We start from the raw sequence: 23,082 nt of genomic DNA, 5'->3' as shown, positions 1-23,082 counted from the left end.
GACCCGGCCCGGGGCGCCCGCTCGGCTCCCGCAACCACCGACCAGCACCCAGCCACGATGTCGGGAAAACGGTCAAACGCGACCGCACCATCACCGCTCACCAGCAGCGCACAGGTTAAAGATCAAGTTCAGGCCGGCGCGAAGACCGCCAGCGCCTCCCCCGGCCCGTCCGCCGGGTCCGGGCGCACGAACCGGACCCGTAGCGGCTGTCCGGCCGACAGCGCCCCCGCCTCGGCGTCGACGAGCCGCACGGTGAGCCACGGCCCCTCGGCCAGCTCGACGACCGCGCAGACGTAGGGCACCGCGTCGGCCAGCCACGGCAGCGGTGCCTGGTGCACGACCGCCCAGCTGACCAGGGTGGCGTCGCCGGACGCGACGACGGTGTCGGAGTCGGGGTCGGCGGACCCGAGCCGGGCGTCGACGTCGTCCTGGGGGCCGAGCACCCGCCCGTCGGGCGCGCGGCGCAGCAGCAACTCGTCGCGGGCGGCGGCGTCGAAGAACGCGGCGCTCGCCCCGTCGCGCTCGACCCGCGGCAGCGCGCTCACGACGCCGCCTTCGCGTGCGGGCTCAGCACCAGCGTCGAGTGGTGCTCCAGGATCCCGCCGTTGCCGCTCACCAGCACCACGTCGTTGCGCGGCGCCTGCCGGGCACCGCCGTCGCCGCGGGCCTGGATCACCGCCTCGGACAGCGGCGTGAACCCCCACATGTAGTACGACGACAGCTGCCCGCCGCCGGTGTTGCAGGCCAGGTCGCCACCCGGGGCGAGCCGGCCCCCGGACACGAACTCGCCGCCCTCGCCCTTCGCGCAGAATCCGTAGTCCTCCAGGGTCACCAGGACCGTGTAGGTGTAGCAGTCGTAGAGCTCGCAGACGTCCACGTCGTCGACCCCGATCCCGGCCATCCGCAGCGCCGCCGGGCCCGACCGCGCGGCCGGCGTCACCACCCCCCACTGCGAGCCCGCACGCATGTCCCGCGGCGCGTGCGCCTGCCCGTACCCCCAGAGGTGCACCGGGGGTCGGGCCAGGTCGGCGGCCCGGTCGGCCGCGGTGACCACGACCGCGACCGCGCCGTTGGACACCAGGCAGCAGTCCAGCAGGTGCAGCGGCTCGGCGATCCAGCGCGACGCCTGGTGGTCGGCCACCGTGATCGGCTCGCGCATCTGGGCCAGCGGGTTGCCCGCCGCCCAGGCCCGCTGGGCCACCGCCACCTCGGCCAGCTGCTCGGACGTCGTCCCGAACTGCTGCATGTGCCGGCGCGCACACAGCGCGTAGAAGATGTTCGGGTTGGTCGCCCCGGAGGCCAGCGACCACCCGGGGATGCCGCGCAGGGTGTTCGCCACGCTGCGCGAGGTGCCGTAGGCCGCGCCCGCGCTGCTGCGCGGCTTGAGGGGGTTGTCGGCGAACACGCAGGCCACCGTCGTCGCCGTGCCCGCGGCGATCGCCTGCGCGGCCTGGGCGACCATGACGCCGGCGGTCGCGCCGAAGGAGTTCAGCTGGGCCAGCAGGGCCAGGTCGGTCAGCCCGAGCGAGCCGGCCAGGGTGATCCCCGCGCTCTGCGTCACCCCGGAGCTGACCAGCAGGCCGTCCAGGTCGGGCAGGTCCAGCCCGGCGTCGGCCACCGCCGCGCGCACCGCCTCGGCGGCCAGCGAGGTGCCCGTCCGGTCGTAGACCTTGCCCATCGCGGTCAGGCCGAGCCCGACGATCGCCGCCCCGGTCACCGCCGACCTCCCCGCGGCTCGATCGGCGGCGGCTCGTGCGCGCGGACCGGGGGCAGCGGGCCGTCCCAGCGCTGCACCTGCACCGCCGTGTGCTGGCCGGTGCAGCCCTGGGCCAGCGCCGAGCTGCCGACGTCGCGGGTGAGCACGTTCGGGTTGCCGTGCACGCAGAACGGCACCTCGTCGGCGGGATCGGCCGGGTCGAACCAGGCGCCCGTGGGCAGCTGCACGACGCCGGGCGCGACGTCGTCGGTGACCCGGGCGCCGGCCAGGCAGGCGCCGCGGTCGTTGAACAGCCGCACGACCTGCCCGTCGACGACGCCGCGGGCCGCCGCGTCGACGGGGTGGATCCGCACCACCTCGCGGCCGGCCACCTTCGCCGCCGCGCTGTGCGCGCCGTAGTCGAGCTGCGAGTGCAGCCGGGTGGCCGGCTGGTTGGCCACCAGCCACAGGGGGTGGCGCCCGTCGGGCGCGTCGGTGGGGGCGAAGTAGGCCGGGTGGCCCGGGCAGTCGGGGTAGCCGAAGTCGGCGATGGTCCGCGACCCGATCTCGATGCGGCCGCTGGGTGTGGGCAGGCGCTTGCGGTCGGGGTCGGCGCGGAACTCGGCCAGCAGGCCGCCGTCGTCCGCGCGCAGCGGCAGCTCGACCTCCCCCGCCGCCCAGAACTCGTCGAACGTCGGCGCCGGCAGGTCCTGCCTGAGCAGCCCCGCACGGGTGCGCTCGTAGAGGTGCGCCAGCCAGGCCCGCACATCCCGGCCCTCGGTGAACTCCGGCCCGGCCCCGAGCCGCTCGGCCAGCCCGGTGAAGATCGTGAAGTCGTCGCGGGCCTCGCCCGGCGGGTCGACCAGCCGGTGCATCGCGGACATGACGGGGTCGAGCGAGGTGGCGCCGATGTCGTCGCGCTCGATGGTCATGGTCGCGGGCAGGACGACGTCGGCGTGGCGGGCGGTGGCCGTCCACGCCGGCTCGTGCACCACGAACGTGTCGAGCCTGCCCAGCGCGCGACGCAGCCGGCCGAGGTCCTGGTGGTGGTGGAACGGGTTGCCGCCGATCCAGTACGCCAGCCGCACGTGCGGGTAGCGCAGGCGCCGCCCGTCGTGGTCGAACTCCTCGCCGGGGTGCAGCAGCATGTCGGCGATCCGGGCGACCGGGATGTACTCGCGCACGCCGTTGCGGCCCTGCGGCAGCGGCGACACCGGCACCGCGACCTTGCGGCGCCCGTAGTACGCGATCGACCCGAGCCCGTAGCAGAACCCGCCGCCGGGCAGCCCGACCTGCCCGAGCGCCGCGGCCAGCGCCAGGCCCGCCCACACCGGCTGCTCGCCGAACTCGGCGCGCTGCAGCGACTGCGCGACGGTGACCAGCGTGCGCCCGGTGGCGGCCCGCCGGGCCAGCTCGACGATCTCCCCGGCGGGCACCCCGGTGATCCCGCTCGCCCACTCCGCGTCGCGGACGGTGCCGTCGGACTTGCCGAGCAGGTACTCCTCCAGCACCTCCCAGCCCACGCAGTAGCGGTCCAGGAACGCGACGTCGTGCAGCCCGTCGACGACCAGGGTGTGCAGCAGCCCGAGCATGAGCGCCGTGTCGCTGCCCGGCGGCACCACCAGCCAGCGCGCGTCGGCCTCCGGGGGCAGGTCCGTGCGCAGCGGCCCCACCAGCACGAACCGGGTGCCGCGGCGGGCGGCCGCGGCCATCGCGGCGCGCTCGATGTGGGCGCTGACCCCGCCGGCGGCCACCGCCGAGTTCTTGATCGCCATGCCGCCGAAGGCCAGCACGGTGTCGGTGTGCGCGCCGATCTGCTCCCAGGTGACCGTGCCCTTGGAGACCGGGCCGGACGGGCCCAGCACGTGCGGCAGGATCGTCTCGGCGGCGGCGCCGCTGTAGGTGCCCACCGAACCCACGTAGCCACCCACGGCGGTGTTCAGGAAGCGGTGCAGCTGGCTCTGCGCGTGGTGGAAGCGCCCCGCGCTGGCCCACCCGTAGGACCCGCCGTAGATGCCCCGCGGACCGTGCGCGTCGCGGACCCGGCGCAGCTCGCCGGCCAGCCGGTCGAGCACCTCGTCCCAGCCGACCTCGACGAACCCGTCGCGCCCGCGCCGGTCGGTCGGGCCCGGCCCGCCCTCCCACCAGCCCCGGCGCACGGCCGGGCGCGGGATCCGGGCGCGGTGCCCGACCGCGGACGGGATGTTGTCCAGCAGGGGCGACGGGTCGGGATCGCCCGGGCGGGGGCGCACCCGCAGGGCGCCGCCCTCGTCGACCTCCCCCCGGAACATCCCCCAGTGCGAGCTGTGCGTCCGTCCCGCCGAGATGCTCACTCTGCCGACCGCGCGCGCTGCTGCATCCGATCAGACTTACGTCCGCGGCGCCGCCCTGTCCAGGCCCGCGTGACGGCGCCGACGTCCCGGGCTCGCGGTGCCCGGCCCCCGGAGGATGTCGCCGGACGTCGTGGCGACCGTAAGGTCGTCGGGGTGAAGTTCGATCTCATGAAGGGCCCGTCGACGTGGACGGACACCGCGGACACCGCCCGCGCCGCCGCGGCGGCCGGCCTGTCCGGGCTGCTGTTCACCGAGACCTCGACGACGCCGTGGATGTCGCTGGCCGTCGCGGCCACCGCGGCGCCGGAACTGGAGCTCTGCACCGGCATCGCGGTCGCGTTCCCGCGCAGCCCGATGGTCACCGCCGGCACGGCGTGGGAGCTGGCCGACAACACCGGCGGGCGGTTCCGGCTGGGCCTGGGCACGCAGGTGCGCGCGCACGTCGAACGCCGCTACGGCGTGGAGTTCGACCGGCCCGGCCCGCGGCTGCGCGACTACCTGCTCGCCGTGCGGGCCTGCTTCGCCGCGTTCGCCGGCGGCGAGCTGCACCACGAGGGCGAGTTCTACCGGCTGACGCTGCTGCCGCACGGCTGGCGGCCCCGCCCCCACGAGCACACCGACATCAAGATCGACATCTCGGCGGTGGGGCCGTGGATGTGCCGGATGGCCGGCGAGGTCGCCGACGGCGTGCACGTCCACCCGCTGCACTCGGTGGAGTACCTGCACAACCGGCTGCTGCCCGACGTGGCCGCGGGCGCGGCCAAGGCCGGGCGCTCGCCCGACGAGGTCGACCTGATCGTGCCGGTCTTCGTCGTCGCGGGCGACACCCCCGAGGAGCGCGAGCCGCTGCTGCGCCGAGCCCGCCAGCAGATCGCCTTCTACGGCTCGACCCGCAACTACGCCTTCCAGTTCGACGACCTGGGCTTCCCCGGCACCTCGGCCCGGCTCAACCAACTGCTCAAGGCCGGCGACCTGGACGGCATGCGCGACACCATCACCGACGAGATGGTCGAGAAGTTCGCCGTCGTCGGGCGCTGGGACGAGGTCGCCGACCTGCTGCGCGCCCGCTACGACGGCATCGCCGCCCGCCTGGTCAGCTACCTCGCCGAGGAGTCGATCGCGGCCGACCCGAAGGCGATGGGCCGCTGGGGCGAGATCGCCAAGGCCCTGGCCCAGATGTACTGACCGGAGACGTTGGTCCCCGGCCCCTCAGCCGGTGCCGTCGCGGAAGACCGGGGCCCGCTTCTCCAGCACGGCGGTGCGGCCCTCCACGACGTCGTCGCCGAAGAACGTCAGCATCTCCGCGTGCAGCGACGCCTCGAAGATCGGGCCGGCCTGCACCAGCCACTGGTTCAGCGAGCGCTTGGTCAGCCGCAGGGCGACCTGCGGGCCGGCGGCCAGCCGCGCCGCCACCCCGAGCGCGGTGTCCATCAGCTCCGCGGCCGGCACCGCCCGGCTGACCAGACCGATCCGCTCCGCCTCGCGCCCGTCGACGAAGTCGGCGGTGAGCAGGTAGTACTTGGCCTTGGCCATCCCGCACAGCAGCGGCCAGATGATCGCCGCGTGGTCGCCCGCCCCGACGCCCAGGCGCAGGTGGCCGTCGGTGAGCCGGGCGTCCTCGGCGATGATGCTGATGTCGGCCATGATCGCGATGGCCAGCCCGGCGCCGACCGCCACCCCGTTGATCGCCGAGATGATCGGCTTCTCGCAGCGGATCATGTTGTAGACGACGTCCCCGGCCTCGCGCAGCAGCTTGGTGATGACCGCGTAGTCCTTGGTCTGGCGCTCGATCATCGCCATGTCGCCGCCCGCGCTGAACGCCCGACCGGCCCCGGTGACCACCGCGACCCGCGTCTCGGGGTCGGCGTCGACGTCCAGCCACACGCGGGCGAACTCGCCGTGCATCACCTCGTCGGCCGCGTTCAGCTTCTCGGGCCGGTCGAGCGTGATGAGCAGGACGCCGCCGTCGCGCCGCTCGAAGCGCAGGCCCTGGTAGCTGTCGAAGTCCACGTGTCTCCTACCGGTGCGGTCGTGGTCAGCCGTGCATGGTGAGCCCACCGCTCACCGAGAGCACCTGACCGGTGGTGAACGACGCCTCGTCGGAGGCGAAGAACGCGATGGCCGCCGCGACCTCCTCGGGCCGGGCCAGCCTGCGCAGCGGGATGGCCCGCTCCAGCGCGAGGCGGGTGCGCTCGGGCAGCGAGGCGAACAGCGGCGTGTCGGTGGGGCCCGGGCACACGCAGTTGACCAGGATCGCGTGCCGGGCCAGCTCCCTGGCCAGCGACTTGCTGAACGCGATGATGCCGCCCTTGGCCCCGGCGTAGACGGTCTCGCCCGTGCTGCCGACGCGCCCGGCGTCGCTGGCGACGGTGACGACCCGGCCGCCGTCGCCGCGCTCGATCATCGCGTCCAGGAACGCCCGCACGACCGCGATCGTGCCCACCAGGTTGAGCCCGACCAGCTTCTCCCAGAGCGCGCGGTCGCTGTCGAGGAAGGGCCCGACGCTGTCCCACCCGGCCGCGTTGACCACGATCCGCGGCGCGCCGAGGTCGCCCAGCACGGCGTCGCGGACCTCGTCGATCGTGGGCTGCTCGGTCACGTCGACGAAGTAGGGCCGGACGCCGCCGCCCGCGCGGCGGGCCGTCTCGGACGCGGCGTCGAGGTCGAGGTCGGCGGCGGCGACGGTGGCGCCGAGCGCGGCGAGCCGCAGCGCGGTCGCGCGTCCGATGCCCGAGCCGGCCCCGACGACCACCGCGACCCGGCCGGTCAGATCGATCACGCCTCGTCCCCCCAGCCCCGTCGCCGTGGATCTTCCGATCCGCACGACCGTACGTCGGCCCGGCGGTGCCGTCGAGCGGGCGGACCTCCGCCGATCTCGCCGGCCGCGGCGCCATTCCCCGGACGGCCGGGCGGCGCCGTCGAACGCGCCCCGTCGGGGGATCGGAATAACCGGGTCCTAAACGTGATACCGATCACTGCGGGGCGGCGGCGCGGCGCCGGACTCCAGGTCGGGGCCGGGTCGCCCGCGCCCGGGCGCCGTCGATCACCGCAGCGGGCCCCGACGCCGCCGGTCCCCCGCCATCCCCGAGCATTGTTCCGAATGATCCACCGACAATTATCTGATAATTGCCCGCCGCCCCTGCGGGGCGTCGCCGAATGGTGCGCTATACCGCATTGTCATCAGCCGGCGGGGCCCCGCGGCCCAGCATCCGGTTGATGGCATCGGCGCCCCGGGCGCCGGCCAGGGCGCCTCCAGTGCCGGCCAGGACCGCGGCGAGCAACATCATCACGTCAGCGAGCACGGGCTTCGGGGCCTTTCGGTGATTTCCGGGGAGCTACTCTGATCGCAGAGTATACGAAGCTGTTATCGACGAACAAGACGTCCGCGTCACCCCGGGAATTGGCTCGCGGCGGGCGGTCAGGTCACTGAGGCGGGCGGCCGGCGGGCCGACTCGGCGCCGTTGGTCGCCGGGTGTCGGCCACCGCTCGACGCACGGCGGCGACACCGCACGACCGCTCGTCCCCCACCAGTGGAGCGCGCAGCCGACCCGTCAGCGCGTCGGAACCGGCAGCAGACCGTCCAGCGCGCGGCGCACCTTGTCCACGGCGCGCTCGTCGCCCAGGCGCAGCGCGGTGTTCGCGGCGCACAGCAGCGCGTCGATCTGGAAGGCCACGAGCTCGGCGTCCAGGTCGGCGGTCTCACCGTTCGCGACCGCCCGGCGCAGCTCGGCGGCGAGCAGGGCCTGCCAGTCGTGGGTGTCGCGGGCCAGCGCGTCGCGGACCGGGCCCGGCCGGCTGTCGAACTCGGGCAGGGTGGCCACCCGGAAGCAGCCGCCGGGGTAGAGCGGCGACTCGGCGTAGGCGATCCAGCTCTCGACCAGGGCGCGCAGCCGCGGCAGGCCGCGGGCCGCGGCCGCCGCCGGGCGCACCACCTCGGCCAGGAACGTCTCCCTCGCCGCCTCGACGGCGGCCAGCTGCAGGTTCTCCTTGCTGCCGAACAGCGCCTGCACCCCGCTCTTGCTCATCCCGAGGTCGGCGGCCAACCGGCCGATGCTCAGCGCCGTGAGGCCCTCCACCGAGGCCACGTCGACGGCGTGGCGGGCGATCGTGCGCCGGCTGCGGGCACCGCGCAGCAGTCGCCCGTCCGACGCCGCTGTGGCCACCCGCTGCTCGCTCACCCGACCGATCCTTCCACACTTGCCCAAACAATACGATCGATCGTACGGTTAGTTCCATGACCGCCACCGCCCCGACCACTCCCGCACCGCTCACCGAGGAGACCGACCCCTACTGCCTGTCGCAGGCCGAGGCCGCGCGGCTGCTCGGCGGCGCCCCGTGGCGCCGGTTCGTCGTCCTCGGCGACAGCCTCGCCGCCGGCACCGGCGACCCCTCCCCCGGCTACGCCTCGCAGCCGTGGGGCGACCGGGTCGCCGACGCCCTGCGCCGCGTCCACCCCGACCTCGCCTACCTCAACACCGGCACGATCGGCGCCACCAGCAGCCGCATCCTGGCCGAGCAGCACGACCGCGTCCGCGCGTTCGCCCCCGACCTCGCCCACGTCTCCTGCGGGGGCAACGACCTCTGGCGCGCCGACCCCGACTTCACGCGCATCGAGGCGCGCATGCGCCAGGTCTACGCGATGGCCGCCGAGAGCGGGGCGCTGCTGTCGACCTTCACCCTCGGCCGCGCCTTCCCCGACCCGAGCTTCCCCGACCTCCCCGAGCGGGTCCGCGCGCTCAACGAGATCATCCGGACCATCGCGGCCGACCACGACGCCGTGCTGGTGGACACGGCCGAGCACCCGGTCAACGACCGGCCGACCCTGCTCAGCGCCGACCGGATCCACTTCTCCGCCGCCGGGCAGGCCGTGCTGGCCGCCGAGGTGGTCAAGGCACTGGCCGCCCGGCTCGGGACGGGCTGAGCGCGGGCCGGCCTCAGGCGCCCCGGCGCCGTCCGGCGGAGTCGCCGGACCGCTCGACGTGGCCCAGCTCGGTCGACATCATCCGCGTCGTCCGCAGCAGCTCCTCGGCCACCTCGGCCACGACGGCGTCGGTCGCCTGCGTCGAGGGCAGCACCAGCCCGACCGCCAGCGGCAGCGGGCCTGCGCCGGTGAACACCGGCGCGGCCACCGAGCTGACCCCGGGGATCACCCCGCCGGTGGTCAGCGCGTAGCCGTCGCGGCGCACCGCGGCCCGGATGCGCTCGACCTCCCCGTCGGGCAGCGCGGGGCGGCGGCCGGACTCCAGCTCGCGGCGCAGCGCCGGGTCGGTCAGCGAGTCGGGCAGGTGGGCGAGGTAGACCCGCCCGATCGACGACGACACCATCGGCATCGTCGCCCCCACCCGCACCGTGATCGGCAGCGCGTAGGAGCCGTAGTCCCAGCGCACGATGACCGGGCCGACGTCACCCCACACCGCCAGGTTGACGGCGTGACCGGTGCGGTCGCGCAGGCCCGGCAGGTGCGCGGACACCAGCCCCACCTCGTCCATCCGGCGCAGCGCCTCGATGCCGAGGCGGCGCATCGCCGGCCCGAGGTCGTAGGACCCCGAGCTGCGCGACTGCGCCACCAGGCCGACCCGGCCCAGGCTCACCAGGTAGCGGTGGGCCTTGCTCGGGCTCATCCCGGCCGCCGCGGCGATCTGGGTGAGGCTCATCGGCCCCGCGCCGCGCTCCAGCGCCTGCAGCACCGTCATCGCCAGCTCGACGGACTGGATGCCCTGCCGGGCGTCGTCGCCGGTCACGGCCTCACCCGCCACGGCGCTCATCCGGTCGCGCTCAGCGGGGCCGGGGCGCGCTCGCCGGTGGCGGTGAGCAGGTCGTCCACCAGCCCGGGCAGCGCCGCGGCGTCGGCCGCCGTGCCGAAGACGTAGAAGTCGGGCCGCACGACCACCGCGACGGCTCCCAGCTCGGCGAGCCACTCCCGGTAGGTGCCGTCCACGTCGGCGGCGTCGGCGCCCAGCCGCACGACCCGCACGTCGATCGCGGCCAGCTCGGCCGCCGCCGGCACCGGCCCGGCCACCGCGGCGGCGTCGACCAGCAGCTGCCACCCGCTGCCGACGGCCTGGTCCAGCCGGGCGCGCCGGCCGTCGGCGCCCTCGACGACGCCCTGCGCGGACAGCGAGCCCGCGCCGGCCGAGGGCCCGTGCATGCCCGGGCCGAGACCGGGGAAGCGGATCTTGTCGGGGGCCTCGTTCGCCGCGCGCTTGGCCAGCAGCATCCGGTCGCGCTGGGCGGCCTGCTCCGGGTCGCGCACCGTCTGGCGCCGACCCATCTCCACGCCCTTCTCGATGACCGCGCGCACGTGCGGGTCGCGCTCGCTCTGGTAGGTGTCCAGCAACGCGTCGGGACGCTTGCCGCGCAGCACCAGGTCGAGCTTGAAGCCCAGGTTCTGGGCGTCGCGGATGCCCGAGCACATGCCCTGCCCGAGGAACGGCGGCATCTCGTGGGCGGCGTCGCCGGCCAGCAGGATGCGCCCCTGCCGCCAGTGCTGCGCGACCAGCGAGCGGAACGTGTAGGTGGCCACCCGGATGAGCTCGGCGTCGTCGGGGGTCATCAGCCCGAGCCTGCCCACCCGCCGCCACACCTTCTCCGGGTCGCGCTCGACGTCGAAGTCCTGCACCGAGTCGAGCATGAAGCTGATGCGGTGGTGCGCGGGACCGATGGAGATGACCGAGGTGGGCCCGGTCGGGTCGCCGATCTGCAGCGCGGCGGGCAGCTCCATCGGGTGCGTGAACCGGAAGTCGCAGACCATCCACGGCTCGGAGAAGCCGTAGTCGTCCTGGTCGATGCCCAGCTCGCGGCGCACGAAGCTGTTGCCGCCGTCGCAGGCGACGACGTAGCGGGCGGTGACGCTGCCCGGCTCGTCGCCGCCGTAGCTCACGGTGACCCGCGTGGCGTCCTGCGCCAGGGCGACCACCGGCGAGGAGTGCCGGATCCGCACCGAGGGCTGCGCGCGGCAGACCTCGTCGAGGGCCTCCTCCAGCTCGGGCTGGTACATCATGTACCACTCGGCCCAGCCGCTGCGGCCCGTCTCGGCGTAGTCGACCTCCATGAGCAGCTGGCGGGCGGCGTTGCGCCACTCGTAGTTGCGCTGCACGCGCAGCTTGGGCAGCAGCTCGTCGGCGATCCCGAGCACGGCCAGTGTCCGCATCGTCTCGTCGTCGAAGATCGCGCCGCGGGGCAGGTTGTACAGGCCCGCGTACCGCTCCAGGACGAGCACGTCGTGCCCGGCGCGGCCGAGCAGCGCGGCCGTGACCATGCCCACCGGCCCGTACCCCACGACGACGACGTCGAAGTCGGGGCGGTCGGGGCCGCCGTCGGCGTCCTGCGACATCTGTTCCTCCTGGCGAGACGTCCGTCCGGCCGTTGACACTGCCGAACGGTAAGATCCATTATTGGTGAAGTCAATGCACGATGGTGAAACCGCGGTCGGCCGGGTACGGCACGAGGGAGTCCGAATGCGCACGATCGGTCTGGAAGAGCACTTCGTCACCGAGGAGCTCGCCGGGTACGGCGCGAGCAGCGCCGGCATCGCCCAGCCGGGGGTGTGGGCCGAGGCCTCCCGCCGGCTGCTCGACCTGACCGGCGAGCGCCTGGCCGGCATGGACGCCGCCGGCCTCGACGTCCAGGTGCTCTCGCTGAACGCGCCGGGCATCCAGGCCGAGGCGGACACCGCGCTCGCGGTCTCGCGCGCCGCCGCGGTGAACGACCTGCTGGCCGCCACCATCGCCGAGAACCCCACCCGCTTCGCCGGGTTCGCCGCGCTGCCCCTGCAGGACCCGCAGGCCGCGGCCAAGGAGCTCGAGCGCGCGGTCACCCAGCTCGGCCTCAAGGGCGCCCTGGTCAACGCCCACACCCAGGGCCGCTACCTCGACGACCCGACCCTGCGCGTGGTGTGGGAGTACGCGGCCGGCCTGGACGTGCCGCTCTACCTGCACCCCGCCAACGGCGTCGACGCGGCGCACGTCGCGTCCGGTCACCCGGAGCTGACCGGGCCGATGTGGAGCTGGGGCGTCGACACCGCCACGCACGTGCTGCGCCTGGTGTTCGGCGGCGTCTTCGACGACTTCCCGGAGGCCAAGCTGCTGCTCGGGCACATGGGTGAGGGCCTGCCCTTCGTGCTGTGGCGGCTCGACTCGCGCTGGGGCTTCCACAACCACCACGGCATCGAGCTGGCGCGGGGGAACCCATCGGAGTACCTGCGGCACAACCTTTTCATCACCACGAGTGGCGTCTGCGACGCACCCCCGCTGCTGTGCGCGCTGCTGGCCCTGGGCGCCGACCACATCCTGTTCGGCACCGACTACCCGTTCGAGGACATGGCCACCGCGACCGCGTTCCTGCGCTCGGCGCCGGTCAGCGAGGCCGACCGGGCCAAGATCGCGCACCTCAACGCGGAGCGCCTGCTCAAGCTCTGACGGGCTCGTGGCTAGGACTCGAACGCGGCGCCGAGCAGGCGCAGCCCCGCGTCGGGGTCGACCACGACACCCAGACCCAGCCGGTCGAAGGACTCCCGGTCGACCTCGACGCCCAGCACCTCGGCGCCGTCGCCGGTGCGGCCGCTGAACCGCACGAGGCGCAGGCCCGGGTCGGCCCCGAACAGCTCCCGCAGCTGCAGCAGCACCACCTGGGCGAGCACCGACCGGTGCAGGGCCCGGACCTGGGCCGCGCTGCGGCGCACCTTGTCGGGCTCGTCGAGGTCCGCCGACGCGGTGTAGGCGAGGACCGGCGGAACCACGGCCGCGGTCGGCAGCTCGACCCGCACCGTCGCCTCCTCGGCGTCGGGCGAGCAGTCGGCCTCGGCCGCGCGCGGGAAACCCGCGGGCAGCGGGAGCTCGCGCAGCACGAAGCCGAGCAGCCGCGCCACGCAGCCCGGGTCGCGGGCGTGCACGCCCTCGCGCAGCTCCCGCCAGCCGCGGTTGTGCTCCTCGACCGCCCGGAGGTGCTCGGCGACCCGCTCGCGGTGCGCGACCTCGCGCTCGCGGACCCGCTCGCGGCGGGCGATCTCGCCGCGCTCGTGGTCGAAGCGGGCCTGCTCGAAGCGCCTGCGCGCCGTCGAGGTCCGCCGACGGCGGATCCGATCGGTGCCGGGCAGGGCGGTGAGCAGCGTGTCCACGCCCCCCGCCTCCTCCGGGGCGAAGGCGGCCCACACCGGCACCGGCAGCGGTTCGGCGTCGGCGCCGAGGTCGAGCGCCTCGGGCTCGTCGCGGCGCTGGTAGCGGTCCCAGTCGAAGGCCGGGTCGCGGCGCAGGCCGCGCAGCAGCAGCTGCTCGAGCTCGATCGTCCCGCGCTCGGCCCGCAGCGTCCGCGCCTCGGCGTCGGCGCGGCGCAGCCGGCCGCGCAGGTGCACGATCTCCTGCTGGGTGCGCCGGAACGCGGCCTCCAGGCTGCGTTGGCGCTGGCCGTCCCGCTCGCGTCGCGCCCGGTCGTCGCCGCCACCGGCCTGCACCCGCGCCACCCGCCACCTCCGTGACTCGCCCGCCGTTCGACGGTAGGTCGGTGCGTGGCGCGGGCCCACAGCCCGTTCGAGTGACCGCGCTCGGAGTGAGCGCGCTCGAATCGGGCTCAGGTGGCGGCGGCGGTCAGCGGCGCGAACCGCGTGCCGGGGGCGAAGCGCAGGCCGAAGTGCTCGTCGAGGGCCGTCAGCAGCTCGTCCGGCGAGCCGATCGGCGTGCTCTCGGCGTGCCCGTCGCGGTCGCGGACCTTGAGCTCGGTGTCGGTGAGGGTGAGGCGGCGGCCCTGGTCGCCGGCACGGGCCACCATCAGCCGGTGCCGGAAGTGCGACTGCGGGTGGGCGCTGGTGTACCAGTTGCCGACCTCGCGGTCGACCAGCGGCATCTCCTCGCCGGTGAACTCGTAGACGTCGGCCCACTGCTGGCCGAAGCGGACCTGGTGGAACCACTTCCCGCCCTCGCGCACGACGCGCCGCGGCTCGTGCGGGGTCTGCTGCGCGCGCTGCTCGTCGGCACCGTCGGGCTCCCAGCCGATGGCGCAGGTCAGCGACACCCCGCCGATGCCGACGTCGGTCAGCCAGGTCTCGCCGTCGAGGTCGACGCGCAGGAACAGGTGGGTGCGCGGCGGCACGACCTCGCGCGGGCGGTCGAGGCGGACCCGCGCCGACAGCGGCGTCACGGCGAAGCCCAGCGCGGTGAGCACCTCCAGGAACAGGCCGTTCTGCTCGAAGCAGTAGCCGCCCCGGCGCCGGTGGACGATCTTGTCCACGAGGGCGTCGACGGTCAGCTCGATGGGCGTGCCGAGCAGCGCGTCGAGGTTCTCGAACGGCACGGACCGGGTGTGCGCGCTGGTGATCGCGTGCAGCACCGGGAGTGTGGGCTCACGCGGGCCGGTGTAGGCCACGCGGGCGAAGTAGGCGTCGAGCTCGGCCGGGGTCAACGATCGCACGGTCGAACCGTAACCCGACCCCCCGACTCCCCGGTCAGAAGCGCACCGGCATCGACCGCGGACCGCAGATGAAGACCGAGTTCTGCCAGGTCGGCGACCCGGCCGGGGCGAGGCCGGGCAGCCGGGTGAGGATCTCGCGCAGCATCGCCGCGATCTCGATGCGGCCCACGTGCGCGCCGAGGCAGAAGTGCGGTCCGCCGCCGAAGGCCAGGTGGTCGTTCGGGCTGCGGGTGATGTCGAAGCGCTCGGCGTCCGGGAAGTGCGCCGGGTCGCGGTTGGCCGCGCCGTAGTACATGACGACCTTGTCGCCCGCGGCGATGTCGACCCCGCCCAGCGTGGTGTCGCGGGTGGCCCGGCGGCGCATGTGGACCACCGGGCTGACCCAGCGCAGCATCTCCTCGATCGCGGTGGGCAGCAGCGCGGCGGGGTCGGCGCGCAGCGCGGCCAGCGCCTCGGGGTGTTCGAACAGCGCCTGCACGCCGCCGGCGACCAGGTTGCGGGTGGTGTCGCCGCCGGCGTCGATGAGCAGCATGAAGTAGAGCGCGAAGTCCATCGCGTCCAGCTCCCGGCCGTCGGCCGAGGCGTGCACGATGCGGCTGGCCAGGTCGTCGCCCGGATGGGCGCGCTTGCGCTCCCAGAGCTGCTGGGCGTAGCCGAACATCGTCATGACCGCTTCCGCGCCGGCCGTCGAGCCCTCCTCGGGGACGGCGTGCACGGCCTCGGTGAGCGCGTAGAGCGCGACGCCGTCGGCGTGCGGGATGTCGAGCAGCTCGGCGATCACGTAGGACGGCATCAGCCCGGCCACGTCGGTGACCAGGTCGCACCCGCCCCGGTCGACCACCCCGTCGACGATCTCCCGGGCGATCTCCTCGATGCGCGGGCGCAGCAGCCGGGCGGCGCGCGGCACGAAGTCGCGCGAGATGATCTTGCGCAGGTCGGTGTGCGCCGTCCCGTCGGCCATCAGCATCATCTTGTGCACGCCGTCGGAGACGGCAGCGCCGTCCGGGATCATGATCGTCGGCTCGGAGGAGAAGGTGGCCGCGTCGCGGCCCACCGCCCGCACGTCGTCGTAGCGGGTGAGCGCCCAGAAGCCGGGGCCGTCGGGCTCGTCGTGGCGGTGCACCGGGTCGTGCTCGCGCAGCCAGCGGAACTGCTCGTGCGGCTGGCCGCCGGCGAACGAGCGCGGATCGAGCAGGGCGATGGAGGGCGACGTCATCGTCACGTCGCGACGGTAGCCCAGGACCGCGGATTAATGCAGGTGTTTGATGTCGGCCGGTGCGGCTCGTAGCGTCGGGGGTCCGGCGCCGCAGGGTCGCGGCGCGGAGGGAGCAGCGGTGATCACGAGCTTCGACGACTACCCCGTGCACCAGACGGCCGACCCGGTCGCGGTCCCCGCCTCGGGCGACCGCAACCACTACGACCGGTACTTCTTCAACGGCTACGACCCCGACGGCGACTGGTTCTTCGCCGTCGCGCTCGGGCTCTACCCGAACCGGCAGGTCGTCGACGCCTCCTTCAGCGTCCTGCACGACGGCGTCCAGCGCTCGGTGCACGCCTCCGGCCGGGCGCCGCTCGACCGCGCCGCCGCCACCCGCGTCGGGCCGATCTCGGTGGAGGTCGTCGAGCCGCTGCGGGTGCTGCGGGTGCGGGTGGACGCACCGGAGCAGGGGCTCTCGGCCGACCTCACCTTCACGGCCCGGACGCCGGCCGTCGAGGAGCCCCGGATCACCCGGCACAACGGGCCCACCGTCGTCATGGACTACACCCGGCTGACCCAGTGGGGGACCTGGAGCGGCACCTTCGACACCGACGGGACCACGCTGACCTGCGCCGGTTCCCCCGGCTGCCGCGACAGGTCGTGGGGGGTCCGCAACGTCGGCGAGTCGCCGGGCGGGGCGCCGCCGCGGGCGCTGCCGCAGTTCTTCTGGCTGTGGGTGCCGCTGCACTTCGACGACCACTGCAGCCACCTGGCGATCGTCGACGACGCCGCCGGCCGGCACGTCTACGAGCGGGCCACCCGGGTGCCGCTGCTGCCCGACGCCGACGAGGCCACCGAGCTGGAGCACTACCGCACCGCCGACGTCGACATCGACCTGCGGCCCGGCGCGCGCCGCGGGTCGTCGGCGGTGCTGCGGGTCCTCGGCTGGGACGGCAAGGAGCGCGTCACCCGGCTCACCCCGCTGGCCACCTTCCAGATGCGCGGGATCGGCTACTTCCACCCGGAGTGGGCGCACGGCGTGTGGCGCGGCGAGCGGGAGGTCGGCGGGTCGCAGTGGCGGATCGCCGACCTCGACCCGGCCGCCCCGGAGAACGTGCACGTCCAGCAGTTGGTGCGGGCCGAGTGCGACGGGCAGGTCGGGACCGGCGTGTTCGAGTCGCTGATGATCGGTCCGCACGCCCCGCTCGGGCTCACCGGGCTCTTCGACGTCCCGGCCGCGCCGTGAGCGCCGTCGAGGCCCCCGGGCCGGTCACCGACCCCGCCGAGGTCGACCCGGCGTGGCTGACCGCGGCGCTGCACGCGGCGTCCGGCGGCGCCGAGGTGGTCGGCGTGGAGCGCGAGCGCATCGGGACGGGCCTGGTCGGCCAGTGCGTCCGGTTCACCCTGACCTGGGACCGCCCCGGGGCCGGGCCGGCCGCCGTGGTCGGCAAGTTCCCGTCGCCGGACCCGAAGAGCCGCGAGCGCGGCCGCACCGGCGGCGAGTACCTGCGCGAGGTGCGGTTCTACCAGCGGCTGGCCGGGCGGGCCGGGCTGCGGCTGCCGCGCTGCCACCTGGCCGTGCTGGACGAGGCGACCTGCGACTTCACCCTGCTGCTCGACGACCTCGCCCCGGCCGTGCAGGGCGACCAGATGGCCGGCTGCAGCCCGGAGCAGTCCGCCGACGCCCTCGCGCAGGCCGCGCTGCTGCACGCCGCCTACTGGTCCGACCCCGTGCTCGACGAGGAACCCTGCCTGCAGCGCGTTCCCGGGTACGCCGAGGGGCTCGGGCAGTTCCTCACCGCGGTGTGGCCCGGCTTCCTCGCCGAGTACGCCGACGCCCTTCCCCCGGGCGGCGTCCGGCTGGGCGAGCGGTTCGTGCGCGCACTGCCGGTGTGGGCGGCGCAGGACTCGGCACCGCGCTGCCTGGTCCACGGCGACTTCCGGGTGGACAACATGATGTTCGGCCCGGACGGGGTGACCGTGGTGGACTGGCAGACCATCCAGCGGGGCGCCGCGGCCGCCGACGTCTCCTACTTCCTGGGCGCCAGCCTGACCGTCGACGACCGGCGCGCCCACGAGGACGCGCTGCTGCGGGGCTACCACGCCCGGCTGCGCGCGGCCGGTGTCACCGACCGCGGCATCGACGAGTTGCGCGCCGACTACCGGCGCTGCGCATTGTTCGGCGTGGTCATGACGGTGGCGGCGTCGATGCTGGTCAGCACCGACGAGCGGGGCAGGCGGATGTTCGCCACCATGGCCGAGCGGCACTTCACCCACGCGCTCGACGTCGGGGCGGAGGCGTTCCTGGAGTAATCCGGCTGCGACCGGCCGCCGGGGGCGCCAGACTCGCGGCCGTGGAACGGGTGTGGCGGGCGCTGGACGACGACCCCCGCGCGGCCCTGACCAGCCGCCTGCCCCCGACCGACCTGCAGACCCTGCTGCTGGACGTGGCCCGCGCCCGCGCCCGCCGGGTCAGCCCGGCCCGGGTGGCCCGGCGCTGGCGCGAGGACCGGTTCGTCCGCCCGTCGGCCCACGACCCGCGGGCGCTCTCCCGGGTGGAGGCCCGGCTGTGGGAGCTGCTGCCGGCCGCGTTCGACGGCGTGGAGCTGTCCCCGGTGGTGCCGCTGGGCACGTGCTCGGCCGTCGCCACGGTCGACCAGAACCAGGTGGTCAGCACCGTCCGCGGCACCGAGGTGCTCAGCGACCCCACCAACGCCCTCGCCGTCGAGGCCGCCGCGCGCCGCGCCGCTGGCCCACGGTCGGGTCGGGTCGACCTGGCCTGCGCGCACCGCGTCCTGCGCGCCCAGCGCTTCTCCGGCCCCGGCCTGTCGGCGCACTTCCGGCTCTTCGCCCTCGTCTCCAGCACCCGCGACCGCGGCTCGGGCACCGCCCAGGCCGCCATGCTCGCCGACCACCTGCGCTTCTGGGCCCGCGTCCTCGACGAGTTCGTCCCCGACCGAAGCCCCTGGCTGACCTTCACCGCGTTCGGCCGGTCCGCGCTCGGCGACCGCTTCACCGACACCGTCGCGCCCGCCGTGGCCGAGGTCGCCCGGGTCGTCGAGCTGCGACCCGATCCGGAGCGCACCAAGGGCATCGGCTACTACGACGCGGCCGCGATCGGGCTGCGCGCCTGGGACGACGTCGAGGTCGACCTGGGCGACGGGGGCACGACGGGCTGGACCGCGCAGCTCCTCGGGGACGCCAAGGAGCGCTGCGTGACCTCGTGCGTCTCCACGGAGCGGCTGCTGTCGCTGACCCGGTCCCGCTGAGCTCGCGGCCGGGCGGTGCGGTCAGGCCATCCGAAGCGGGTGCAGCGCCGTCATGTCGATGTCCAGCAGCGTCGGGCCCGGCCGCCGCACGGCCGCGGCGAACGCCTCGCCGAACGCCGCGGCGGAGTCGACCGCCACCGCGGGGATGCCGACCGCGGCGGCCATCAGCGTGAAGTCCGGGGTGGTCAGGTCGACGTCGGTGCGGTGGGCGAACTGCGCGTCCTGGATGCCGCGCAGCACCCCGTAGCCGCGGTCGTTGAAGACGCACACCACCACCGGCAGCCCGTGCTGGGCGAGGGTGGCCAGCTCGCCGACACTGAGCATCAGCCCGCCGTCGCCCTGGATCAGCACCGTCGGCTCCCCGGTCGCCGTCGCGGCACCGATCGCCAGCGGCAGGCCCGGGCCGATCCCGGCCCAGGTGGGGTGCATCGAGGTGTGCGGACGGCGGATCGGCAGCAGCCGGTTGCCCCAGACGTAGGCGGGCACGGTCGCGTCGCGGACGACGTTCCCGCCGGCCGGCAGCAGCGCGGCGATCGACTCCATGATCGCGACGTGGTCCGGGCCCATTCGCTCGCGGAGCCGGGCGTGCACCTCGGCGCGGGCCTTCCCCGCCCGCTCCGCCCAGCCCGGGTCGCGCCCGGCGCCCGGGCCGAGCCGGTCGAGCAGGGCGGCGACGCCGCGGCCCGCGTCGCCGACGAGGGCGACGTCGGTTGCGTAGTTGCGGCCGATGACGGCCGGGTCGACGTCGAGGTGCAGCAGCCGACCGGGGATGCGGGTGGCCCAGCGGCGGGTCGGGCCGGCCTGGAAGCGGGTGCCGACGGCCAGCACGACGTCGGCGTCGGCGACCAGGTCGGGCACCGGGGGCTGGTCGGCGATCGCGCCGACGCACAGCGGGTGCTCCTCGTCGACGGCGCCGCGCCCGCCGCCGGAGGTGAGCACGGGCGCGCCGAGCCGCTCGGCCAGCGCGGTGACGTCCGCGCCGGCGCCGATCGCGCCGCCGCCCGCCCAGATCAGCGGGCGGGTGGCGGCGGCGAGCAGCTCCGCCGCCCGGTCGAGCGCGTCGTCGGGCGGGGCGAAGCGGCGCGGCGCGCTCGGCAGCGGGGCGCGCCCGCCAGTGCGGGCGTACTGCAGGTCGATCGGCACCTCCACGGCGCCGGGCTGGGGCCGGCCGGTGAGCACGTCGAGCGCGACGTCGAGCACAGTGCCCTCGACGTCCTGCACGCGGCGCACGGTCTCGGCCCGTCGCACGACGGTGCGCAGCATCGCCAGTTGCCCGTCGGCCTCGTGCAGGGCGCCGCGGCCCTTGCCCAGGTCGCCGGTCTCCACCTGACCGGTGATCATCAGGACCGGCGAGGAGGCGAACGCCGCTTCGGCCAACCCCGGTACCGCGTTGGCGGCGCCGGGGCCGGTGCTGGTCAGGCAGACGCCCAGGTGCCCGGTCGCGCGGGCGTAGCCGTCGGCGGCGTGCGCGGCCGCCTGCTCGTGGCGCACGCCCACCGCGGCGATGTCGCGGTGGGCGCTGAGCGCCTCGAACACGGGCAGGTTGTGCACGCTGGGGATGCCGAAGACGTGGCGCACGCCCAGTGCCACCAGCGCGTCCACGACGGCCTCCCCACCGGTGCGGGCTCCCGCCGGGTCCGCCTCGGTCGTCCCGGTCCGTTCCACGCCCGCCCGCCCCACGTCGTCCTCCGCCCGTCGCCGCTGATCTCCACCTCCAGCGGACGCCGTCGGGGCGCCGGAGTCAACCCGCGCGCGTCGCGTTCCGGGCCGGCCATCCGCGGCTTGATCGTTCTCGTCGGCCGCGCGCCCCTGCTCCGCGGCCCGTCCAGCGGTTACTGTCGGAGGCCGTGGAGGTCCGCACCCCGTGAGCACCCTGAGCCAGCAACCAGTCGACGACACCGCGCCCGACGAGGCGACGGCCACGATGCGAGCCGGCCTGCTGACCGGCCCGGCGAGGCTGACGATGGTCGACGCGCCCGCCCCGCAGCCCGACGACCTCGCCGACGGCGAGGTCCTGCTGCGCGTGCTGGCCGGCGGCATCTGCGGCAGCGACCTGCCGGCCTTCCGCGGCACCGGGCCGGTCACCGGTCACCCGGCCCCGGTCCCGGGCGGTTCGCTGCACGAGGTCGTCGGGGAGGTGCTGGCGTCCCGCGACACCCGGGTGCGCCCCGGGAGCCGGGTCGTGGGCTGGGCCTCGCGCTTCGACGGGCTCGCCGAGCGGGTGGTCACCCGCGGTCTGGACGTGCACGAGTACGACCCGGCGCTGCCCCCGACGACGGCGGTGATGCTGCAGCCGCTGGCCTGCGTGCTCGACGCGCTCGAACGGGTCCCGCGCCTGCGCGGGGAGCGCGTCGCGGTGATCGGGCAGGGCTCCACCGGGCTGCTGTTCAGCCACATCATGAAGGCGCGCGGCGCCGCGCACGTCACCGGCGTCGACCTGGTCGACCGCGGCGACCTCGCCGCCCTCTACGGCGTCGACGAGGCCGTGCACGCCGGGGCGCTGGAGTGGGCGCAGGGTGTCGCCGGGTCGCGCGAGCGCCTCGGCGTGGTCGTGGAGGCGGTGGGCCACCAGATCTCGACGTTCACCGCGGCCGTGCAGGCCGTCGGCGTCGGCGGGCAGGTGTACTGCTTCGGCATCCCCGACGATCCGGTCTACCCGTTCCCGCTGGCCGAGTTCCTGCGCAAGTCGGCCACCCTCACCGCGGGCGCCACCAGCGCACGCCGGGTCGCCCTGGACATGGCCAACGCCTACCTCGCCGAGCACCCCGCTCTGGCCGAGCACTACGTGACCCACACCTTCGCCTTCGAGGAGGCCCAGCGGGCGTTCGAGAAGGCGCTGGTGCCGGCGCCGGGCCGGGTCAAGGTCGTCATCGACGCGCCGGGCGGCTGAGGCCCTCGACACGGGGGCCGCGGCGATCTAGGAAGGGCGGATGGATCTCGGACTGACCGGCCGCACGGCCGTGGTGTGCGCCTCGACCCGCGGGCTGGGGCACGCGTGCGCCGTCGAACTGGCCCGGGCGGGCTGCCGGGTGGTCGTCAACGGCCGCGACCCGGCGAACGTCGAACGCGTCGCCGACGAGATCGCGACCGAGACCGGCGCCGAGACCATCCCGGTGGCCGCCGACCTCGACGAGCGCGACGGCCAGGACCGCCTGCTGGCGGCGGTCGAGCAGGTCGACGTCCTGGTGAACAACAACGGCGGCCCGCCGTTCCGCGACTTCCGCGAGATCGACCACGACGCCCTCATGGCCGGCGTCACCGCGAACATGGCCACGCCCATCCGGCTCGTGCAGGGCGTGGTGGACGGCATGGTCGAGCGGCGCTTCGGCCGGATCGTCAACATCACCTCGGGCTCGGTGAAGAGCCCGATCCCCGGCCTGGACCTGTCCAGCGGCGCCCGCGCGGGGTTGACCGGCTTCCTGGCCGGCGTGGCCCGCTCGGTGGCGCACGCCAACGTCACGATCAACTTCCTGCTGCCGGGCCCCTTCGACACCGACCGGCTGCGCACCTCCCAGGCGGCCGGGGCGCGGACGCAGGGCCTGTCGGTCGAGGAGGTCGAGGAGCGCGCCCGCGCCCGCATCCCCGCCCGCCGCTTCGGCGAGCCGGCCGAGTTCGGTGCGGCGTGCGCGTTCCTCTGCTCCGCGCAGGCGGGGTTCATCACCGGGCAGAGCCTGCTGATGGACGGCGGGGCGTTCCCCGGGGTCCTCTGATCTGATCCGACGTCCGCGGTCACGCCGGGCGGGGGCCGGCCTGCCCCCACAGCCGCGGCCGGCGCCGCGCGGGGGTGGCGTCGTCGTCGGTCGTCGCGGCGCGCTGGGCGGCGCGGGCCAGGCGGTGCGCGTCGGCCTCGGCGCGCAGGGTGCGGGTGCGCTCGGCGGCCAGGTCGGCGGTCACGAAGCTGTGGGTCATCATCGTCGGCACGTCCTCGGTGTCGGGTGGTTCCTGCTGGGTCCCACCCTCGTCGCCGCAGCGCCCCCCGACATCGGTGCCGACCACGGAACCGACCACGCAATCCACCACGGACGTCCCCCGGTGCCGGTCGGTGGTGGTCGCGTCGGCCCAGGTCAGGGCATGCGGACGCGGAGCTCGGCGAGCGCGGCGACGCCGCGGTCGCGGTGCTCGCCACCGGCCAGCACGAGACCGCGCGCGGCCTGCAGCCGGTCGCCCGCGGCGGCCAGCGCCGCG

At 75.1% G+C, this 23,082-nt stretch carries 21 protein-coding genes; 8 read left to right on the top strand and 13 right to left on the bottom strand.

Going from position 1 to position 23,082, the window contains the following annotated elements:
- Positions 1–128 precede the first annotated feature (128 nt).
- The 3 genes from KIK08_RS25190 to KIK08_RS25180 are packed head-to-tail and all read right to left on the bottom strand — an operon-like array spanning position 129 to position 4,029.
- Entirely contained in the window at positions 129–545 is a 417-nt protein-coding gene (locus KIK08_RS25190; RefSeq protein WP_214405725.1) for a Zn-ribbon domain-containing OB-fold protein, read from the bottom strand.
- Positions 542–1,717 (bottom strand): thiolase C-terminal domain-containing protein, encoded by a 1,176-nt coding sequence (locus tag KIK08_RS25185; protein WP_308257870.1) that lies wholly within the window; start codon positions 1,715–1,717, stop codon positions 542–544. Before KIK08_RS25185 ends, KIK08_RS25190 begins: the two co-directional genes overlap by 4 nt.
- Entirely contained in the window at positions 1,714–4,029 is a 2,316-nt protein-coding gene (locus KIK08_RS25180; RefSeq protein WP_214405724.1) for a molybdopterin-dependent oxidoreductase, read from the bottom strand. Before KIK08_RS25180 ends, KIK08_RS25185 begins: the two co-directional genes overlap by 4 nt.
- Before the next feature lie 153 nt (positions 4,030–4,182).
- On the opposite strand from KIK08_RS25180, the gene KIK08_RS25175 reads away from it, so the two are divergent.
- On the top strand, positions 4,183–5,214 hold the full coding sequence (locus KIK08_RS25175; protein ID WP_214405723.1) for a TIGR03617 family F420-dependent LLM class oxidoreductase: 1,032 nt from the start codon (positions 4,183–4,185) through the stop codon (positions 5,212–5,214).
- Positions 5,215–5,238: 24 nt separating this feature from the next.
- Here the strand turns inward: KIK08_RS25175 and KIK08_RS25170 are convergent, their stop codons facing one another.
- From KIK08_RS25170 to KIK08_RS25160, 3 genes are all read right to left on the bottom strand, one after another.
- Positions 5,239–6,039 carry an enoyl-CoA hydratase/isomerase family protein gene (locus KIK08_RS25170; protein ID WP_214405722.1) on the bottom strand — a complete coding sequence of 267 codons (801 nt, stop codon included), beginning with the start codon at positions 6,037–6,039 and terminating at the stop codon, positions 5,239–5,241.
- A gap of 25 nt (positions 6,040–6,064) precedes the next feature.
- Positions 6,065–6,808 carry an SDR family NAD(P)-dependent oxidoreductase gene (locus KIK08_RS25165; protein ID WP_308257869.1) on the bottom strand — a complete coding sequence of 248 codons (744 nt, stop codon included), beginning with the start codon at positions 6,806–6,808 and terminating at the stop codon, positions 6,065–6,067.
- A 772-nt stretch (positions 6,809–7,580) separates the two neighbouring features.
- Positions 7,581–8,207, bottom strand: a complete 627-nt coding sequence (locus tag KIK08_RS25160) for a TetR/AcrR family transcriptional regulator (protein WP_308257868.1) — start codon at positions 8,205–8,207, stop codon at positions 7,581–7,583.
- A 56-nt stretch (positions 8,208–8,263) separates the two neighbouring features.
- Here KIK08_RS25160 and KIK08_RS25155 point away from each other — a divergent pair, with 56 nt between their 5' ends.
- Positions 8,264–8,950: an SGNH/GDSL hydrolase family protein gene (locus KIK08_RS25155; protein WP_214405721.1), complete on the top strand. Its 687-nt coding sequence runs from the start codon at positions 8,264–8,266 to the stop codon at positions 8,948–8,950.
- 13 nt (positions 8,951–8,963) lie between these two features.
- Here the strand turns inward: KIK08_RS25155 and KIK08_RS25150 are convergent, their stop codons facing one another.
- Positions 8,964–9,794 carry an IclR family transcriptional regulator gene (locus tag KIK08_RS25150; protein ID WP_214405720.1) on the bottom strand — a complete coding sequence of 277 codons (831 nt, stop codon included), beginning with the start codon at positions 9,792–9,794 and terminating at the stop codon, positions 8,964–8,966.
- Complete coding sequence (locus KIK08_RS25145; protein WP_214405719.1) at positions 9,791–11,362, bottom strand: bifunctional 3-(3-hydroxy-phenyl)propionate/3-hydroxycinnamic acid hydroxylase; 1,572 nt, start codon at positions 11,360–11,362, stop codon at positions 9,791–9,793. Before KIK08_RS25145 ends, KIK08_RS25150 begins: the two co-directional genes overlap by 4 nt.
- A gap of 124 nt (positions 11,363–11,486) precedes the next feature.
- On the opposite strand from KIK08_RS25145, the gene KIK08_RS25140 reads away from it, so the two are divergent.
- A complete protein-coding gene (locus tag KIK08_RS25140; RefSeq protein ID WP_214405718.1) occupies positions 11,487–12,446 on the top strand; it encodes an amidohydrolase family protein in 960 nt (319 codons plus the stop codon).
- Between the two features lie 11 nt (positions 12,447–12,457).
- Here KIK08_RS25140 and KIK08_RS25135 read toward each other — a convergent pair whose 3' ends face one another.
- The 3 genes from KIK08_RS25135 to KIK08_RS25125 all read right to left on the bottom strand — a co-directional run bounded on the left by KIK08_RS25135 (position 12,458) and on the right by KIK08_RS25125 (position 15,646).
- A complete protein-coding gene (locus tag KIK08_RS25135) occupies positions 12,458–13,486 on the bottom strand; it encodes a hypothetical protein (RefSeq protein WP_214405717.1) in 1,029 nt (342 codons plus the stop codon).
- Positions 13,487–13,593: 107 nt separating this feature from the next.
- The gene (locus KIK08_RS25130; RefSeq protein ID WP_214405716.1) at positions 13,594–14,430 is read right to left on the bottom strand and encodes an arylamine N-acetyltransferase family protein; all 837 of its coding nucleotides are present in this window, start codon (positions 14,428–14,430) and stop codon (positions 13,594–13,596) included.
- A 34-nt stretch (positions 14,431–14,464) separates the two neighbouring features.
- Positions 14,465–15,646, bottom strand: a complete 1,182-nt coding sequence (locus tag KIK08_RS25125) for a cytochrome P450 (RefSeq protein ID WP_250557777.1) — start codon at positions 15,644–15,646, stop codon at positions 14,465–14,467.
- 118 nt (positions 15,647–15,764) lie between these two features.
- On the opposite strand from KIK08_RS25125, the gene KIK08_RS25120 reads away from it, so the two are divergent.
- Genes KIK08_RS25120 through KIK08_RS25110 form a run of 3 tightly spaced genes read left to right on the top strand, consistent with a single transcriptional unit; the run spans position 15,765 to position 18,897 of the window.
- A complete protein-coding gene (locus KIK08_RS25120) occupies positions 15,765–16,874 on the top strand; it encodes an Rv3169 family protein (RefSeq protein ID WP_214405714.1) in 1,110 nt (369 codons plus the stop codon).
- A complete protein-coding gene (locus tag KIK08_RS41910; protein WP_214405713.1) occupies positions 16,871–17,941 on the top strand; it encodes an aminoglycoside phosphotransferase family protein in 1,071 nt (356 codons plus the stop codon). Before KIK08_RS25120 ends, KIK08_RS41910 begins: the two co-directional genes overlap by 4 nt.
- 41 nt (positions 17,942–17,982) lie before the next feature.
- The gene (locus tag KIK08_RS25110) at positions 17,983–18,897 is read left to right on the top strand and encodes a hypothetical protein (RefSeq protein WP_214405712.1); all 915 of its coding nucleotides are present in this window, start codon (positions 17,983–17,985) and stop codon (positions 18,895–18,897) included.
- Positions 18,898–18,918: 21 nt separating this feature from the next.
- Here the strand turns inward: KIK08_RS25110 and KIK08_RS25105 are convergent, their stop codons facing one another.
- On the bottom strand, positions 18,919–20,562 hold the full coding sequence (locus KIK08_RS25105) for a thiamine pyrophosphate-binding protein (RefSeq protein ID WP_308257872.1): 1,644 nt from the start codon (positions 20,560–20,562) through the stop codon (positions 18,919–18,921).
- A gap of 199 nt (positions 20,563–20,761) precedes the next feature.
- Here KIK08_RS25105 and KIK08_RS25100 point away from each other — a divergent pair, with 199 nt between their 5' ends.
- Entirely contained in the window at positions 20,762–21,787 is a 1,026-nt protein-coding gene (locus tag KIK08_RS25100; RefSeq protein ID WP_214405710.1) for a zinc-binding dehydrogenase, read from the top strand.
- A 40-nt stretch (positions 21,788–21,827) separates the two neighbouring features.
- A complete protein-coding gene (locus KIK08_RS25095; protein WP_214405709.1) occupies positions 21,828–22,607 on the top strand; it encodes an SDR family oxidoreductase in 780 nt (259 codons plus the stop codon).
- 19 nt (positions 22,608–22,626) lie between these two features.
- Here KIK08_RS25095 and KIK08_RS25090 read toward each other — a convergent pair whose 3' ends face one another.
- Positions 22,627–22,905: a hypothetical protein gene (locus KIK08_RS25090; protein ID WP_214405708.1), complete on the bottom strand. Its 279-nt coding sequence runs from the start codon at positions 22,903–22,905 to the stop codon at positions 22,627–22,629.
- Positions 22,906–23,082 lie beyond the last annotated feature (177 nt).

This window comes from Pseudonocardia lacus (genome assembly GCF_018531445.1).
Classification (GTDB): domain Bacteria; phylum Actinomycetota; class Actinomycetes; order Mycobacteriales; family Pseudonocardiaceae; genus Pseudonocardia; species Pseudonocardia lacus.
The sequence above is the reverse complement of the archived record's forward strand: the minus strand, read 5'-3'. Positions and strand labels throughout refer to the sequence as shown.

Coding starts and splice junctions, on each gene's coding strand:
- KIK08_RS25155 (WP_214405721.1), top strand. CDS start 8,264: ATGACCGCCACCGCCCCGACCACTCCCGCACCGCTCACCGAGGAGACC.
- KIK08_RS25150 (WP_214405720.1), bottom strand. CDS start 9,794: ATGAGCGCCGTGGCGGGTGAGGCCGTGACCGGCGACGACGCCCGGCAG.
- KIK08_RS25145 (WP_214405719.1), bottom strand. CDS start 11,362: ATGTCGCAGGACGCCGACGGCGGCCCCGACCGCCCCGACTTCGACGTC.
- KIK08_RS25140 (WP_214405718.1), top strand. CDS start 11,487: ATGCGCACGATCGGTCTGGAAGAGCACTTCGTCACCGAGGAGCTCGCC.
- KIK08_RS25125 (WP_250557777.1), bottom strand. CDS start 15,646: ATGACGTCGCCCTCCATCGCCCTGCTCGATCCGCGCTCGTTCGCCGGC.
- KIK08_RS25095 (WP_214405709.1), top strand. CDS start 21,828: ATGGATCTCGGACTGACCGGCCGCACGGCCGTGGTGTGCGCCTCGACC.